13 protein-coding genes and 1 pseudogene are annotated in these 16,751 nt (G+C 69.6%); 8 read left to right on the forward strand and 6 right to left on the reverse strand.

All coding sequences use genetic code 11. From position 1 onward, the window contains the following. Window positions 1-8: 8 nt before the first annotated feature. Window positions 9-1,010: a hypothetical protein gene (locus tag DRB89_RS01940; RefSeq protein ID WP_112446175.1), complete on the forward strand. Its 1,002-nt coding sequence runs from the start codon at window positions 9-11 to the stop codon at window positions 1,008-1,010. A gap of 58 nt (window positions 1,011-1,068) precedes the next feature. Here the strand turns inward: DRB89_RS01940 and DRB89_RS44145 are convergent. Beyond that, window positions 1,069-1,140, reverse strand: a pseudogene (locus DRB89_RS44145) (deaminase); the annotation flags it as partial. Between the two features lie 726 nt (window positions 1,141-1,866). Continuing rightward, window positions 1,867-3,552 carry a peptide MFS transporter gene (locus DRB89_RS01950; protein ID WP_112446176.1) on the reverse strand — a complete coding sequence of 562 codons (1,686 nt, stop codon included), beginning with the start codon at window positions 3,550-3,552 and terminating at the stop codon, window positions 1,867-1,869. A 99-nt stretch (window positions 3,553-3,651) separates the two neighbouring features. Between DRB89_RS01950 and DRB89_RS01955 the strand changes: the two genes are divergently transcribed. The 4 genes from DRB89_RS01955 to DRB89_RS01970 all read left to right on the forward strand — a co-directional run bounded on the left by DRB89_RS01955 (window position 3,652) and on the right by DRB89_RS01970 (window position 8,929). Then, a complete protein-coding gene (locus DRB89_RS01955) occupies window positions 3,652-5,793 on the forward strand; it encodes an FUSC family protein (protein WP_239515978.1) in 2,142 nt (713 codons plus the stop codon). Window positions 5,794-6,281: 488 nt separating this feature from the next. Continuing rightward, complete coding sequence (locus tag DRB89_RS01960) at window positions 6,282-7,022, forward strand: helix-turn-helix domain-containing protein (RefSeq protein ID WP_162688442.1); 741 nt, start codon at window positions 6,282-6,284, stop codon at window positions 7,020-7,022. Between the two features lie 2 nt (window positions 7,023-7,024). Next, on the forward strand, window positions 7,025-7,798 hold the full coding sequence (locus DRB89_RS01965; RefSeq protein ID WP_112446179.1) for a hypothetical protein: 774 nt from the start codon (window positions 7,025-7,027) through the stop codon (window positions 7,796-7,798). Between the two features lie 627 nt (window positions 7,799-8,425). Then, window positions 8,426-8,929 carry a hypothetical protein gene (locus DRB89_RS01970; protein WP_239515979.1) on the forward strand — a complete coding sequence of 168 codons (504 nt, stop codon included), beginning with the start codon at window positions 8,426-8,428 and terminating at the stop codon, window positions 8,927-8,929. A 52-nt stretch (window positions 8,930-8,981) separates the two neighbouring features. On the opposite strand, the gene DRB89_RS01975 is transcribed toward DRB89_RS01970, so the two are convergent. From DRB89_RS01975 to DRB89_RS01985, 3 genes are all read right to left on the reverse strand, one after another. Further along, window positions 8,982-10,805 (reverse strand): alkyl sulfatase dimerization domain-containing protein, encoded by a 1,824-nt coding sequence (locus DRB89_RS01975; RefSeq protein ID WP_112446180.1) that lies wholly within the window; start codon window positions 10,803-10,805, stop codon window positions 8,982-8,984. Between the two features lie 172 nt (window positions 10,806-10,977). Further along, window positions 10,978-12,684, reverse strand: a complete 1,707-nt coding sequence (locus DRB89_RS01980; RefSeq protein WP_112446181.1) for a SulP family inorganic anion transporter — start codon at window positions 12,682-12,684, stop codon at window positions 10,978-10,980. After that, complete coding sequence (locus tag DRB89_RS01985; protein WP_162688443.1) at window positions 12,681-12,896, reverse strand: hypothetical protein; 216 nt, start codon at window positions 12,894-12,896, stop codon at window positions 12,681-12,683. The genes DRB89_RS01980 and DRB89_RS01985 overlap by 4 nt, the downstream gene beginning before the upstream one ends. A gap of 434 nt (window positions 12,897-13,330) precedes the next feature. On the opposite strand from DRB89_RS01985, the gene DRB89_RS01990 reads away from it, so the two are divergent. From DRB89_RS01990 to DRB89_RS02000, 3 genes are all read left to right on the forward strand, one after another. Further along, entirely contained in the window at window positions 13,331-13,765 is a 435-nt protein-coding gene (locus tag DRB89_RS01990) for a hypothetical protein (protein ID WP_112453104.1), read from the forward strand. Window positions 13,766-13,786: 21 nt separating this feature from the next. Further along, complete coding sequence (locus DRB89_RS01995) at window positions 13,787-14,467, forward strand: GAP family protein (protein ID WP_112446183.1); 681 nt, start codon at window positions 13,787-13,789, stop codon at window positions 14,465-14,467. Window positions 14,468-14,559: 92 nt separating this feature from the next. Continuing rightward, window positions 14,560-16,440: a glycoside hydrolase family 15 protein gene (locus DRB89_RS02000; protein ID WP_112446184.1), complete on the forward strand. Its 1,881-nt coding sequence runs from the start codon at window positions 14,560-14,562 to the stop codon at window positions 16,438-16,440. Here the strand turns inward: DRB89_RS02000 and DRB89_RS46240 are convergent. Further along, window positions 16,376-16,627, reverse strand: coding sequence for a creatininase family protein (locus tag DRB89_RS46240; protein ID WP_112453105.1), 252 nt, complete (start codon window positions 16,625-16,627; stop codon window positions 16,376-16,378). The two genes, DRB89_RS02000 and DRB89_RS46240, sit on opposite strands and share 65 nt — an antisense overlap. Window positions 16,628-16,751: the final 124 nt, after the last annotated feature.

Genomic DNA, 16,751 nt, shown 5'->3' on the forward strand with positions numbered 1-16,751 from the left:
GGAACGACATGAACATGCGGCGGTACACGCGCACCGGAGTGTTCGCGGCGGCCACTCTCCTCGCAGGCCTCACCATCGGTGCCGCGCCGGCCACCGCCACCGCCGAGGGCGGCGAGTGCGCCGAGGTCCGCGAGAAGGTAGACCGGCTCGAAGGGCGGATCACCCCGAACGCCTGCGCATTCATGAAGCGGCAGATCGTCTTCGGCGAGGCCCCCAGCCTCCAGACCTACCTGGACATCTTCGACGAGGAGGCCAGCCTCTGGGAGGCCGGCGGCAAGCCCCAGCGCGGCCACGAAGTGATCGGCGCCTCGATCAGCAACTCACTCCGCCTTGTGCCGGACCTCCGCTACCGCGGCACGAACGTGGTCGCCGACGGCGCCGTGATGATGTTCGGCCAGCAGAACACGGTCACCCTCAAGGGCCACAAGGTCAGCTACCCGCAGATCGCCCGCAACGTCCTCGGCGATGACGGCAAGACCATCCAGGCCCGCCGCTACTACGACCGCTACGAGCTGTTCCAGGTCTTGCCCGAGTCTCAGCGGCCCCGCCCCCTCTTCGCCGGCATCGCCGACCCGGCCGGCCCCGGCCCGCGCGGAGCGGCCCCCGACCGGTTCCACGCCCAGGAAATCCCCGCCCGCCTCGCCGCCTGGAACAGCGGGGACGCTGCCGCGCTGGCCGCCCGTACCGGCAACGCCAAGCTGGCCGGGCCCGGCCTGGACCGGTCGCTGACCACCCGGGAGGGCAAGACCGCCTACCTGCAGCGACTGTTCGAGAACGCCGACGTCGAGTTCAAGGCGGGCCAGGTCGCCTTCGGCCGCACCACCACCTACATCGAGTGGCACGGCACGATGACCGACCCCAAGGGCACCGACCCCAAGGGCACCGACATCCCCTTCGGGATCGTCGAGCGCATCGGCCCGAAGGGCGAGTGGGAGCTCTACTTCGACACCCTGCCGGTGATCGCGGACGAGGACGAGATCCGCGGCCTGTTCAAGGCGCTCGCGAGCTAGGTGCGGTCGTGCACAGACCGCTCCCTGAGCTGGCCTCCGGCCCGCCGGAACAACTGCGGTTCAGTGTGAACGAAGGACGCCGGTGGTGGGTCATGACGAACACCGGGGAGTGCAACGGCGGCTCATCACCCTCGGCATGTTCACCGCTCTGAAGGCAGGGATGGGGCACGCCCCCGGGCGGTCGGCTGGAGTGTCACTCGGGTAGTCCTCGCCCCGACGGTGGTGTGCGCGCCGGGAGACTGCGCTGTCCAGGTCGTCGAGGCCAGGGTGTCCGGGGTGGAATTCCAGCAGGCCGCCGTCGGCGCGCCGGGAATCCAGGAGCGCCGGGGTGGCGGTGCGGCCGGCACGGTGCGGGGCAAGCGCCGACCCGGTTTCGGCGGCGCCGTAGGACGGCGGGAGGTGCCAGTCGGAGAGGCCCGGTCCGCCCGGTCGGTTCCGGCCGGCAGCGACTCGGCGAGCAATCTGGAGCGCCGTCAGGGCAGTTATGGCACGCGAATGGCACGCGGGCCGGGAGAGGTCCAGACAACGAAGAAGGCCCAGGTCGCTGACCTGGGCCTTCTTGCAAGAGCGGATGACGGGAATCGAACCCGCGCTATAAGCTTGGGAATCCATGCGCGGAACGTTCTCGTACGGCTCCTGACCTGCGAAAATCGGCCCTGCTGGGTTTCCATCGGGGCCTATCCGTGCTCCGGTCTTGACCGCTGTTGGCCGCCCCTAAGGGCACGGTTGGGGCACGTCCTTCACGGTGGCCCCCGTGAAGGGATCTGAGCCGCCGGACCGTCTGCGAGGTGCCATCGGCCGTACGCGGCTGCGCCCGGGATTGCTGCGGCAAGGAGTCGGGCCGGGTCCCCGGCCGTCAGGCCGCTGCCGTCAGTGGGGCGGCTCCGGCAGCCGGGGGGTTCTCGCCCATCTGCTGCTTCAGGCGGCGGGTGAACAGCGACATCGTGGCGCCCGCCACGACCAGCAGGCCGCCCTGCCAGAGGAAGTTCGCGCTCTGGCTCATCACCGAGTGTGCGAGGCGCGGCAGTTGGCCGCCGATGGCCTGGCCGCTCGCCATGGCGAGCAGCCACACGCCCATCATCTGGTTGGCGTAGGCCTTCGGTGCCAGCTTCGGCGTCACCGAGAGGCCGACCGGGCTCAGGCACATCTCGCCCGTGACCTGGATGACGTACACGCCCACCAGCCACATCAGCGATACCCGCACCCCGCCGGAGGCGATCGAGGAGGCCGCGGACATCACCACGAACGAGATGCCCGCCAGGATCAGCGCGACGGCGAACTTCAGCGGCGTGCTCATCCGCCGGCCCCTGCGCACCCAGAAGGAGGCGAAGAGCGGGGCGAGCAGGATCACGAACAGGTAGGGGAGCGACTGGGTCCAACTCGCCGGCATGCGCCAGCCGAAGAGGCTGAGGTCGGTCTTCTTGGCGGCGAACAGGTTCAGCTCGTTGCCTATCTGTACGTAGACCGCCCAGAACAGCGCCGCCGCGACGAACAGCCAGATGTACCCCTTGAACCGGATCCGCTCGGCGGCGGTGATCTTCGGGCTGCGGAGCATCGAGAAGATGTAGCCCGCCGGGACGGCCACGGCGAGCACCGTGAGCAGGAACGTGACGTTGTCGATGCTGCAGGCGTGCAGGAGGACCAGGGTCCCGAAGAGGATGCCCGCACCCGTGAGACCGTAGGCGACGCCGCGTACGAGTTTGCGGCGCTCGGCCGGCGTGAGTTGGTCGACGGGCTCGTCCCGCAGTGCGGGCACCTTGCGTCCGCCGATGACGTACTGGGCGAGGCCGAACGCCATGCCGACGGCGGCGGCGCCGAAGCCCAGGTGCCAGTTGACCTCCTCGCCGAGGTATCCCACGACCAGCGGCGCGATGACCGCGCCGACGTTGATGCCCATGTAGAAGAGCGCGTAGCCGGCGTCGCGGCGCTGGTCGTCCTCCCGTGCGTAGAGGCGGCCGACCATGGTGGAGATGTTCGCCTTGAGCAGGCCCGTGCCGATGGCGATCAGGGCCAGGCCCGGCCAGACGAAGGCGCGGCCGGGGACGGCCAGGGAAAGGTGCCCGGCCATGATGACGAGGCCGCCCCACAGGACCGCGCGACGGGCGCCGAGGAGCCGGTCTGCGATCCAGCCGCCGGGCAGGGCGAGCAGGGCGATCATCGCCAGGTAGACGCCCTCGACGGCCTCGGAGGTCCCCTCGGCGAGCCCCATGCCGCCGTGCGAAGCGGAGGCGGAGAGGAAGTGGACGAGGATCGCGACCGTGCCGCACAGGCTGAATCGCTCCCACATCTCGGTCATGGCAAGGGTCGCGAGGCCGCGGGGGTGACGGCGGCGGCCGGCATGCTGCGCATCTTTGGCTTGGCTCACCTCACCACTCAACACTATTGGAAACCGTTTTCGTTTAGCCTCAAGTCCTGACTTCGTGGGCCGGACGGCAGGGCTGGACGCCCCCGAGGCCGTGCTCCGGCGGGTGGTGCGCCACTCACGCGGGAGGCATGTGCGGCGCCGCGACGTCCGGGTGATGCGTAAATGCACAGGTATCATCCGAAACCGAACGAAGAAGCTGCCCGGCCGTACTCAACTGGCCGTACTCAACTGGCCGTACTGCTCAACCCACGTCGGCCGTCCGTCCGAGAGGTCGCCTTGCCCGGTATCGAGGACAGCCCCGGCTCCCCGCACTGGTTGCGCGCGCTGAAGGCGACCGCCCATACGGGCCTGCGGGCCGAGCGGAGGCGCCTCGAACCCGTCCGCGTCCTGCGTGACGCCGCCGGGCTGGCAGCCGTCATGGCCGTCAGCCTCGCTCTCTTCGACCAGGCCGTCGCGCTGAGCGCCGGACTCGGTACGTTCCTGGGCTCCATCGCCACCTATCAGCGCAGCTGGCGGCCCAGTCCCGTGCTGGCCCTGGCCTCCGGGATCTCGCTGGCCGCCGCCGTGTTCCTCGGCCATCTCGTCGGAGCCGAGTCACCGCTGTTCCCGCTGGTCCTGGCGGTGTGGACGTTCCTGGCCGGCCTGTCCTGGGCCGCAGGGCCCACGGTCGGCGGGATCGCCACGCCGACCGTCGCGGTCATGCTGGTCCCCGCCACCCTGGCCGGCTCGCTCGCCCACGCCACCGGCCAGGCCGCGATGACCGCGCTGGGCGGGATGGTCCCCGTCCTGCTGACCCTCCTGCTCCCGGTACGCCGCTGGGGCGCCCGCCGCGACGCGCTCGCCGACGCGCTGGCCTCCGAGGCCGACTACGCCCGACGGCTGCGCGAGGACCCCGTAGCCCTCAACGACCCGCAGCCGCTCATGACCGCCCGGCTCGCCGTCGCCGTCACCCCCCGGGAGGCACGCCGCGGGCCCGCCGAACTCCACGGCACCCTGGCCCTCGCCGAACGCCTCCGCCCGGTCCTCGCCGCACTGGCGGACCCGGCCCCGGGCGTACCCGGGCGGGGAGCCGCACGCGACCGGATCCGCGAACTCCTCGATGGAGCAGGCCTCGTACTGGACGCCGCCGCCCGTGCCGTCCGCCGGAGCGGCCCCGTCCGCGTCCCGCCCGCCGCGCGGACCGCCCTCACGAGCCCGGACACCGCCGACGATCCGCTCCCCGGAGCAGCCCGCCGCACCGCCGCCCGCCTCGTCGCCCTCCTCACCGACCTCGTCGAGACCACCGACAGCCGGCACACCGCCGGGGCGGAGGAACCGCTACTGCGCCCCGCCCTGCACCGCCGCGTCCCGGCCGCCCTGCGCCAGATGCGCGACCAGTTCCGGCGCCCCGCGTCACCGGTCCTCCGCCACGCGATCCGCCTCTGCACCGTCGTGACGCTCTGCTACGTCATCAGCGCCCAACTCCCGCTCGGCCACAACTACTGGGCCCCGCTGGCCTCCCTCATGGTGATGCGCCCGGAGTTCTCGCTCACCTACTCCCGCGCCATCGGACGCATCGGCGGCACGCTCGTCGGGGCCGCACTGGCCACCGGCATCGTGCAGCTCACCCATCCCGGCACCGCGGCCTGCGCGATCCTGACAGTCATCTGCGCCGGCCTCGTCTACCTGTTCATGTACTCCGGGTACGGCCTCGTACTCGCCTGCGCCTCCGGCTACGTCGTCTTCCTGCTCGCCATGGCCGGCGAGCCCTGGACCCAGACAGTCCCGGACCGCGTCCTGCTCACCGTGCTCGGCGGCGCGCTCGCCATGGCCGCCTACGCCCTCTACCCGGCCTGGGAGACCCCCGCACTGCACGCCCGCCTCGCGGACTGGCTCGACGCCGCCGGCCGGTACGCCGCCGCCGCGCTCGACCACCACGCCGACCCCCGACGCCCCCCTGCCGAGCTCACCCGGGCCCTGCTCGACGTCCGCACGGCCTGGGCCGCCTGGCGGGACGCCCTCGCCAAGGCCACCTTCGAACCGGTACGCCACCGCGGCCTGTCCGACGCGGCGGCCGACGAGGCCACCCACGCCCTGCGCCGCCTCGGCCGCACCGCCATGCTCATCGAAGCCCAGCTCCCCGAACACCCCGTACCGGCCGCCGCCCACCTCGCCGAAGCCCTCCGCCACACCACGCAACAGGGCCGCGCAGCACTCCTCGCGCACCGGGTCCCCCAGTGGCAGGACCTGGAACAGGCCCTCGCCGCCTGGGACACCGAGGAACCACCTGACCAGCCCGCCCGCCAGGGAGCCGGCCTCGCCCTCGACCACCTCAACGACCTGTCCCACGCCTTGGCCCAACCCCGTCGCCCGGCAAACGGCCCGGGCCTTCCCGGGAGTTGGGCCACCCGGACTCCGGGGCGAGGCCTGAAGGATTGAGACAACGAAGAAGGCCCAGGTCACTGACCTGGGCCTTCTTGCAAGAGCGGATGACGGGAATCGAACCCGCGCTATAGGCTTGGGAATCTATGGCGGGCGGGCTATCTGTAAGGCGCCTGACCTGCGAAAACAGCCCGCTGAGCGAGCTGCCGCGAGGGTCTGCGCGTGCCCGTATGGACCGCTGTTCACCGCTCCGCAGGGCACGGATGGGGCACGTGTCTGCCGGATTGGCGGGATGGGGCACTTCCCCCACTCGGTAGGCGAATCGCCAAGGGTTCGACACTTCGCGGCGGGGCCCACGTCACGCCCGCAATCGGGGAGTGCGGTGCTGCTGAGGGCCACGTGCCACAGAGGTAGATCGTGCGTCGCCGCGTCGGTGATTGCGCCTTGCCTCCCGAAACCGTGAGAGTTGACGCAAGGGGACCGGGGCGAGAGACTGGTTGCGTGTTCTCTCCTTGGTCCGTGAGAGGAGGCGCAAGGAGGTGGTCATGGAATTGCTGTCGGTGAAACAGGCTGCGGCCCTGCTCGGGGTGGACGACTCCCGTGTTCGTCAGTTGCTGCATGACGGAAAGCTCCAAGGGCAACGAGTCGGTGGTCGTTGGCTGGTCGCAGGGGACAGCGTCCGGGATCGCAAGGACCGTGGCCCTCGTTCGCGGAGACCGCTGTCGGCCCGCAATGCCTGGGGCGTTCTGGCGGTGCTGGACGGCCATCAGCCGGTGAGTCTGTCCGATGCCGAGAAGTCCCGGGTGCGGATGCGGTTGCGGAATCTCCTTGCCCACGGGCAACTGGCTCCGGACCTGCTCCAGGAGCTTCTTGCCGCCCGCGCCGAGGTTCGCTCGTACCGCGTTCATTCAGGCGTACTGCCGGTTCTGCTCGCCGCTCAGGATGTGGTGAGGGGGGGAGCGAGCGCCGCGGCGCAGGCGGGGGCGGACTACGTCGCTCTCGGGCGTGCGGAGATCTACGTACATCCCGACAGGCTTGACAAGCTGGAAGCCGAGTTCGGCATGGTCCGTGACGAAGAGCGGGGCAATGTCTCGGTCCGAATCCCCCCGGCGGAGATGTGGCCGTTCCTGACCTCAAGGTCTGAAACGCCCGGGCAGGGCCGTGACGTCCCCGCCTCAGTGGTGGCGGCCGACTTGCTGGACCGCCATGAGGGCCGAGCCGACGCTGCCGCAGCCGGGTTGCTTGAGTCTCTGCTGGCTCGCTACGCGCAGCCTCGGAAGGTGTGATCATGGCGGCTGATCTGCCCGACGTACGACTGGAGTCGGACCTGTTCACCAGCCCGCTGGTGGAGTTGTGGGGCGTGCTGTTCGACCTTGCGGAGCAGGTGCCGGACGCCTGGTCGCTGATCGGTGGGCAGATGGTGCTCCTGCACGGCCTGGAGCACGGTCGGACCCCACCGGCGGCGAGCGCCGACCTGGATGTCCTGGCTGACGTGCAGTCGGACCAGCAGAGCTTGCGCCGTTTGGTTGCGGCGCTGGAACGGCTCGGATTCTCCCCCGCCGGCATGTCGCCGCAGGGCAATCTGTTGCACCGCTATCAGCGCGGTGTGGAGCCACAGCGGTTGGTGGTGGATCTGCTGGCGCCTGACAACCTCGGCCCCCGTGCAGACCTCACAACGACGCCGCCCGGTCGCACGCTGGAGGTGCCAGGGGGCCGTCAGGCTGCGCGGAGAACCGAGGCTGTGAGTGTGCAACTGGGGCCGCGGACCGGCCGGATCCGTCGCCCCAGCCTGTTGGGGGCGATCGTGGCGAAGGCTGCAGCGGTGAGCATCAAGACCGCTTCACCGGAGCGGCACTACCGCGATCTGGCGTTCTTGCTCTCGTTGCCCGCCAATCCGCTGCAACTCAGAGATCAACTCGACAAGGGCGACCGTAAGAAGCTCGCGTTCGCGAAGGCCTTGAGCGAGCCGCAGCATGCAGCTTGGCGTCAACTGGCCGACGAGGGCGCCCGGGCGGACGGCCAGGCCATGTACGCGTTCTTGTCTCCGCCTGCGACGACGTGAGAACAGCCGAAGGCCCGCGACCTCGTCGCCGTCAAGGTGGTGCACAAGTGGTGCGGGACTCCTGAATAGGTCTAGGCAACACAAAAGCCCCAGGTCACTGACCTGGGGCTTTGTCATGGAGCGGATGACGGGAATCGAACCCGCGCTATAAGCTTGGGAATCTATGGCGCGCGGCTGGCTCACATGGTCTCTGACCTGCGATTTCCTATCCTGAAGGGTCCCGCCGGGGGAGCCTCTGGCAACCGGCTTTGACCGCTGCTGACCGCCCCTAAGGGCACGACTGGGGCACGGCCCTGACCGTACGGCCATAGCGTCGTCTCACCTGAGCCGAAAACCGCCAAGGAACAGCCCCGACCAGCGGACCGGCTTTCGAGTTGCGTCCGCAAGCGGTCGGACAACCGGCGGATAAATAGTCCAGGCAAGATCGTGCCGGGCCATCCCGCTCGGTCCGCCGAGGTCCGGCAACGCCTGGTCAGAGAGCTGCACCATGCCGCACAAGTGCGGCCGCCTCGATTCGGCCGGATCCCGCCGCGTCAGTGCGCCGTCACTCGGATGCCTCGCATGTAGTACCCCGCATCGGGGCGGTCAGAGCCTTGACTGGGCTGGACGAAGAGCTTGGGAGGCTTGATGACGATTGTCTGGATGCGTGGCCTGACCGGTGTGGTCGTGGCGACGCTGGCATTTGGTGCGGCGGGATGCTCGGGTGAGAACAGCGATCCGGGCAGTGCGGCGTCGAAGGCGGCATCGGCTGTGGCGTCCGCCGGGGGTGTGGTCTCCTCCGCCGCGTCCGAGGCTTCGGACGCGGCGGCGTCCGCCGCCGCCGTGGCGAAGGACAAGCTCGGGCAGATCAAAGACGGTGTGGACGCGAAGGAGGAGGTGACTTTGGGTGCGCCCTCGACGGACGGGGAGGGTTACGCCACGGTCCCCGTCTCCGTGCAGAACACGGACGGTTCGACGAAGTCGTTCGCAGTGCAGGTGAACATGAAGGACGAGAGCGGAAACCTGCTCGACACGGTCGTGGTGACGGTCTCGGATGTGCCCGGGAACGGCGTGGCGCAGGCGTCCGCGCGCAGTACACACAAGCTGTCCGGCACGGTCGTGGCGGAGACGGGTACGGCGCTTCGCTACTGAGGCGGGGCACGAGCACCCGGACCGCACGGGGCGGTCCGGGTGCTCGCCGTGGTCACGGCGTGACGACGGGGAAGGACCTGTCCGGTTCCGTGAGGTGGGAGAAGAGCCGCTCCAGGACTGCCGGGTCTCCTGTCGTCCCGCCCCCGGCGAGACCCCTGCCTGCGAGGATGCCGAGGAGCTCGGGCTTGGTGAGGGTCAGGGTGAGGGCCGCGGGGCTCTTGGGGGAATCACCGAGCGGGGCGCTGCGGTGGGTCAGGGCGCCGTTGTGGAGGGTGAGGCGGTGGCGGTTGCCCTCGTCGGTGAGGGCGAGGTCGATGGTGAGGTCCTCCTCCCAGGCGCTCGGGCCGTAGATGCGGACGGCGAGGGAGTCCAGGAGCATGTCGGTGGTGAGCGCGACCGCCATTTCGGGGTTCGACATGTCCAGCAGGATGGGGCTCTCGCCCTGGCGCAGTTCGAGTGCGGCGGTGAGGTAGAAGTTGCGCCAGGTACCGTTCTCGGCACCCTGACCGAGCGTGTCGTAGACCCCGGCCAGCAGGTCCTTCGCGTCGCTGTTGGTGGCGTCAGCGAAGACGATGTGGTTGAGGAGGGTGGCCGCGAAGCGCAGGTCCCCGGCTTCCACGTAGGCACGGGCCTTTGCCAGTGCCTGTTCCGGGCCGCCCGCGATGTCGACGTAGCGCTTGGCGAGTTCGACGGGCGGGTGTTCCCAGAGGTGGGCGGCGTTGCCGTCGAACCAGCCGAGGTAGCGCTGGTAGATGGCCTTGACGTTGTGGGAGAGGGACCCGTAATACCCGCGCGCGTGCCAGGCGTTCTCGAGGGCCGGTGGGAGCTTCATCTCTTCTGCGATTTCCGGTCCGGTGAGGCCGGAGTTGAGCATGCGCAGGGTCTGGTCGTGCAGGTAGGCGTACAGGTCGCGCTGGGCGGTGAGGAATGCCTCGACGTTCGCCTGGCCCCAGGTGGGCCAGTGGTGCGAGGCGAAGGCGACGTCGTAGCGGCCCTCGAAGTAGTCCATCGCCTCGTCCAGGTAGCGGGCCCAGATCCGGGCGTCGCGGACCACAGCGCCCCGCAGCGTCAGGATGTTGTGCATGTTGTGGGTGGCGTTCTCTGCCAGGCACAGGGCGCGCAGGTCGGGGAAGAGGAAGTTCATTTCCGCCGGTGCTTCGGTACCGGGGGTGAGTTGGAAGACGATCCGGACGCCGTCGACCGATTCTTCCTGGCCAGTCCGGGTGATGTCGCGTGTGGGCGGGATGAGGGTCATGGTGCCGGTGGAGGTGGTCATGCCCAGGCCGGCGCTGATCTGGCCGTCGGGCGCCTTGGGCAGGCGGTCGCCGTACATGAAGACGGCGCGGCGGGTCATGGCGTTGCCGGCGTAGACGTTCTCGCTGACCGCGTGTTCGAGGAAGCCGGCGGGGGCGAGGATGGGGACCCCTTCTTCGAGTCCGGCCGGAAGGACGCCGCGGCTGCCACCGAAGTGGTCGCCGTGGGAGTGCGTGTAGATGAGGCCGGTGACGGGGCGGTCGCCGCGGTGTTCACGGTAGAGGGCGAGGGCCGCGGCGGCTGTTTCGGCGGAGATCAGGGGATCGATGACGATGACGCCACGTTCACCCTCGACGATCGTCATGTTGGAGAGGTCGAGTCCCCGGACCTGGTAGACGCGTTCGGTGACCCGGTAGAGGCCTTGCTTCGCACAGAGCTGGGCCTGACGCCAAAGACTGGGGTTCGCCGTGTCGGGGCAGTCGCCCTTGAGGAAGGCGTAAGCGTCGTTGTCGTAGACGACACGGCCGTCGGCCGCGGTGACAACGGCTGGGGTCAGGGAGGCGATGAAGCCCCGGTCTGCGTTGTCGAAGTCCGTCATGTCCTCGAAGGGCAGGGTGCTCATGCGTCGTTTCCGTTCTTCGGGAGGTCTCCGGTTGGCGCTGTCGGCTTTGAGCTCGAAATGATCGGCGCGATGGATCTTTTCTCCACAAAACTGACATGCCGCGAATGTGTTCGCACGTGCTCAGGCGGCTTTGCGGTCACGGTGGCCGCGGAACCGGACGCCTTCTCGGGTGCTACGGACCGGGCGGACCGGTCCCCCGTTGTTGCGGTCCGCCGGCAGCCGTGACGGCGTCGTCCACGGTGCGGTGGATGCGCCCGGGTCCCAGATGGTCGTGGAGGGGATGCCGGGAGAACTCCTGGGCGGCGCGGGCACGCAGGTGCGCCACGTGCAGGCCGGCGCCTTGCCGTTCCAGTTCCTCGCGCAGTTCGTCGAGGGTGTCCAGGACGGGGATGCCGAGCTGGAAGCTGCCCGACAGGTCCAGTACGACGGCGCGAGGAGCGGGGTCCGCCTCCCCCAGCTGGTCCCTGACGGCGAGGCGGACGCGGTTGACGTTGCCGAAGAAGAGGCTGCCGTCCGGGCGGACGACGAGCACTCCGGGAACGGTCGTCGCGTCGGGGTGTTCGGCGGTGTCCACGTACAGCGTGCTTCCGGGCAGCGTGCCGAGGACCGCGAGGTTGCGGCGGCTGGCGGCGGCGATGAACAGGATCAGTGAGAGTGCGACTGCCAGGAGGAGGCCGGGGAGGAGGTCGAAGAGGAGGACTCCGAGGAGGGCTGTGAGGGCAACCCAGAGGCTGGGCCGGTCCAGGCGTGCGTAGCGTCGCAGTTCCGAGGTCTTCAGGAATCCTCGGACCGCGACGATGACGATGGCGCCCAGTACGGGTTCGGGCAGGTCGGTGAAGAGCGGGGTGAGGAAGGCGCCGGTCAGTAGGATCAGGGCGGCCGCGATGACCGACACCATGGGCGTGCGGCCGCCGGCCCCCGCAGCCGCGGCGCTGCGCGAGGCGCTGCCCGAGACGACGAAGCCGCGTACGAAGCCGACGGCGATGTTGCTGAGGCCCACGGCGGCCATTTCGCGGTTGGCATCGACTTCCTGACCGTGCTCACGGGCGAAGCGGTTGGCGATGCTGAAGGCTTCGGCGAAGACCACCAGGGCGACGCCGAGTGCCCCGCCGGCCAGGGCGATCCAGTCCTCGGCCGGAACTCCGGGCAGGTGCGGCACGGGAACGGCCGCGGGGATCTTCCCGACCGTCTCCACCCCGTGGTCGTCCAGCCGCAGCAGGGACGACGCTGCCAGCCCCAGGATCAGTACGATCAAGGCGGCCGGCAGCCGGGGCAACCAGCGCTCCAGCAGGAACAGCAGCACCAGGGCCACGATCGCGACCGCCAGGGTTGTCAGTGACCATTTCGGGGCCTGGCGCAGAACGGTCCACAGGCGTTCGAAGAAGTTCCCGTCCCCGCTGGAGACGCCCGTGAGCTTCGCGGCCTGGCGCACGACGATCGTCAGGGCCATCCCGAACAGGAAGCCCACCAGGGCCGGCTCGGCGAGGAAATTGGTGATGAAGCCCAGTCTGGCGAGCCCCGCGACCAGCAGCACGGCGCCGACGATGACCGCGAGCGCGGCAGACAGGCCGACGGCGTCAGCCGGATCGGCGCTGATCTCGGCGACCGTCGCCGCGGACAGGACCGCGGCCGCCGAGGTCGCCCCGACGACGAGGAAATTGGACCGCCCCACGAGGGCATAGACGAGCAGGGCGACAGGGGCGGCGTAGAAGGCGTTCTGCGGCGGCACTCCCGCGATCTGGGCATACGCCACGCACTCGGGGACGATCAGCGCCCACGCCGTCAGCGCCCCCAGGGTGTCGCCTCGCAGCCACTTCTTGCGGTAGCCCGGCAGCCAGGAGGCGACCGGCCGCGCCGCGGGGGTCGGCGTGCCCTTCATCTGTCGACCAGCTCCTGTCGTCTCGGGATCCCCGGGGCGAGGCCGGCCCGGCGCAGGAAGCGGTCGGCGGGCTCAAGTCGCGCTGTGATCAGGGCAGCGAGGAGTAGGGGGACCACGGCTGAGCGCAACAGTGCGGCGACTACGACGGTGGCGGCCACGAGCCCGGCGACGAGCGGCAGCACAGCGCTCCACCGGGCCACCGCTCGCAGCACGGGTGGAGGACCGGCAGGGGAGTTGGGGATGGGAGGGGGGTGTTCCCTGGTGGGTACGTCCACCTGTCTGCTCCTCCTTGGTCGGGCCGCGAAGTCGTCCCGCAGCCCTCTTCCCGCCCCGGCGATGGCGCCCGACCGCTCATCCAGTAGAACCCGATTCACACGAATATGCCCGGTTTGGTGGTTTTGGCGTCACGATCGAGGCTGCGTCGCCTCGGCGCGCCCTGTGAGCTACGCCCGACGGTGGGCACTCACCCCGGGGTGGGCCCAATGCGTGACAGCCAGCCCCACGGAATCAGGAACTGCCGCACTGGGGGAAAATTCACCCGAACGGCCGCGCCTCGGTATCACCTCCCCCACCCACCCTGGAGGATGAGGTTGCGCCTGAACTGGCGTTCCCTCAGGCCAAGGAGCTTCCCGTGGCCCAGCAGACGATCCCCCAGCCCCCCAGCCCCGCCTCCAACCGGCCCTACGACAGTCAGAGCGTCTGGGCGGCAGGCGGAACGGTGTTCGCCGCTGTCCTCCTTCTCGTGGACGGTGTCCTCGGTGTGATCAAGGGGATCGCCGGGATCGCCGAGGACGACGTCTACTCCCGCCTGGGCGACTACGTCTTCAAGTTCGACGTGACGGCATGGGGCTGGATCCACCTCATCCTCGGCGTCGTCCTGGTCATCGTCGGTGCCGGCCTCCTCAAGGGTGCTGGCTGGGCACGCGCGATGGGCGTGGCGCTGGCCGCCTTCAGCGTGGTCGTGAACTTCATGTGGCTGCCCTACACGCCGATCTGGGCCATCGTCTCAATCGCCATCGGCGTCTTCGTCATCTGGGCCCTGTGTACCGACAGCAGCCGCCCCGGCTCCCGCGCAGTCTGACCGAAGGAGAAGGAGCCCGCCGTGGGTGACGCCATCGGGCAGATGCTGACCTCCGCCGTCGGCATCGCCATCTCGCCCCTGCCGCTGATCGCCGTCATCCTCATGCTCACCACACCGCGGGGCCGCCTCAACGGCGTCGCGTTCGCCGCTGGATGGACCTTCTCCCTCGCGGTACTGGTCACCGCGATCGTGCTGGCGTCGGTAGGCGCCAAGTCCGTGCGAGCCGGCGGCGGGGCCGCGACCTGGACCCTGTGGCTGAAGCTCGCCCTGGGTCTGCTCTTCCTCCTCATGGGCCTCAAGCAGTGGAGGAAGCGGCCCCGGGAAGGCCACGAAGCCGAACCGCCCGGCTGGATGAAGACGATCGACCGGTTCACACCCGGTAAATCCGCCGGTCTCGCCGCCGCACTCGCCGTGGCCAACCCGAAGAACCTCGTCCTCGCCGTCGGCGGCGCCGTGTCCGTCGCCTCCAGCACCGCCGACAGCGGTGGCAAGGCCGTCGCGGCCGTCCTGATGGTGCTCATCGCGTCCGTGTGCACCACCTTGCCCGTGGCCGTCTACCTCCTCGGCGGAGACAAGGCCACGCGGATACTCGCCGACTGGAAGCAAGGGATGGCCCGGCACAACACCGCCATCATGACCACCGTGCTGGTCATCCTCGGCACCAAGTACACAGGCGACGCCCTCAGCGGGCTCAGCGCATAGCCGCGCTCTCCCTCGTCATCCTCGCCACCGCGTGCCCGACCCCACTCCCGCCGCTGCCCGGCCGGGCAGCCCCTGTCAGCCTTGGAGAGCCGATGCGCCACTACCCGCCGATTGCCGAGCACGGCCTCATCGGAGACCTTCAGACCTGCGCTCTCGTCTCCTCCTCGGGCGTACTCAACTGGTTCTGCTCGCCGCGCTTCGACTCGCCCAGCATCTTCGCCGGCCTGCTCGACCACGCCCGCGGAGGATACTTCGCCATCACCGCGGACGCCCCTGCCCTCACCGGCGACGACCCCGGCAACGCGTCCGCTCAGCCCGGCGTCACCACCCGCCAGCTCTACCTGGCCGACACCGCCGTCCTGATCACGCGTTTCCTCACCCCCGAGGGCGTAGGCGAGGTCGTCGACTTCATGCCGGTGCACGAACCGCACACCGTCACCGACCGCCACCAGGTCGTGCGCTTCCTGCGGGTCGTACGAGGGACCGTACGCTTCACGCTGGAGTGCCGCCCGCGCTTCGACTACGGACGGCAAGCGCACGGCCTGGCCTTGGACGGGGCCACCGCGCACTTCGAGGGACCGGGTACCACCGCGCACCTGCAGGCCGTCGGGCCCGTGCCGCTGGAGGCCGACGGCGACGATGTGCGCGCCACCATCACCCTGAAAGCCGGCGAGCACGCAGCCGTCACCCTGACGGTCTGTGACACTCGAAGTGCAGCCCCACCGCTGGTAACCATGGCCGACATGGTGGAGAAGTTCACAGCCGTGCGCCGCTTCTGGCACGGCTGGATCGGACGCAGCCGCTACGGGGGCCGGTGGCAGCAGATGGTCAACCGCTCCGCCATCACCCTCAAGCTCCTCACCTACGCTCCTACCAGCGCACCGATCGCCGCCGCCACCATGGGGCTGCCCGAGCAGGAGGGCGGCGAGCGCAACTGGGACTACCGCTACACCTGGGTCCGCGACGCCTCCCTCTCGGTCCGTGCCATGCGCGACCTCGGCTTCACCGAAGAAGCGAACGCCTTCCGCAGCTGGCTCGGACAGCGGCTCAAGGACGGCCCCGCCCCCAACGGCGAACCCCTGCAGATCATGTACCGCCTCGACGGAGACCCGTACCTGGACGAGGAGGTCCTCCACCACCTCGAAGGCTGGCGTGCCTCGGCCCCCGTCCGCGCGGGCAATGGCGCCGTCGGCCAACTCCAGCTAGACATCTACGGCGAGGCCGTCTACGCCCTCGCCCAGGCCGGTCAGGTCTCCGACGTCGTCGGCTACGACGGCTGGCAGCGCTTCGCAGGCCTGCTGGACTGGCTCTGCGAGAACTGGGACCGCCCCGACGAGGGCATCTGGGAGACCCGCGGCGGCCAGAAGGACTTCACCTACAGCCGCCTCATGTGCTGGGTCGCCTTCGACCGCGGCATCCGCCAGGCCACGGCCAACGCCCGGCCCGCGGACCTGATCCGCTGGACGACGGCACGCGACACGATCATGGACCAGATCATGACCCGTGGCTGGAGCGAGGAACGCCGGGCGTTCGTCCAGCATTACGGCAGCACCGTCCTGGACGCCTCTCTGCTGCTGATGCCGCTCGTCGGCTTCATCGCACCGACGGATCCGCGCTGGCTCTCCACCCTTGACGCCATGGCCACCGAACTCGTCTCCGACAGCCTCGTCTACCGCTATGACCCAGCCGCCTCGCCCGACGGCCTGCGAGGTTCCGAAGGCACCTTCTCCCTGTGCAGCTTCCTGTTCGTCTATGCCCTCGCCAGGGCGGGACGACTCGAAGAGGCCCGGTACGCCTTCGACAAGATGCTCACCTACGCCAACCACGTCGGCCTGTTCGCCGAGGAGATCGGCCCCACGGGCGAACAGCTCGGCAACTTTCCCCAGGCCTTCACCCACCTCGCCCTCATCACGGCCGCCTTGGCACTCGATACCGAGATCGACCAGGCCACAAGCCGCACTCAGAATTCGTAACGAAATGATCTAGATCCGCCACCTTTTCGCCGGCGTCGAGCCCCAATCTGTGGCCATTGGTGATCACGAGCTTGGTGATGCCGGAGCGGGCGAGGGACGCCCGGATTTTGTCGATCACGGCGTAGAGGGTCTTCGGGCTGATGCTGGCGGTGCCGGGGAGCGCGGCGTGCTCGTGGCTGCATGACATCGTGATCGGCGGGAGCAAGTGCACGGGGTGGCGTTGACGATCTCCTGGCCGATGATGCAGGCGACCGCGCCGCGTACGTCGGCCACCAGGGCGGCATCCGCGACGTCGGGGTGAGACGGGGCCC

It is taken from the genome of Streptomyces sp. ICC4 (assembly GCF_003287915.1).
GTDB classification, from domain to species: Bacteria; Actinomycetota; Actinomycetes; order Streptomycetales; family Streptomycetaceae; genus Streptomyces; species Streptomyces tritrimontium.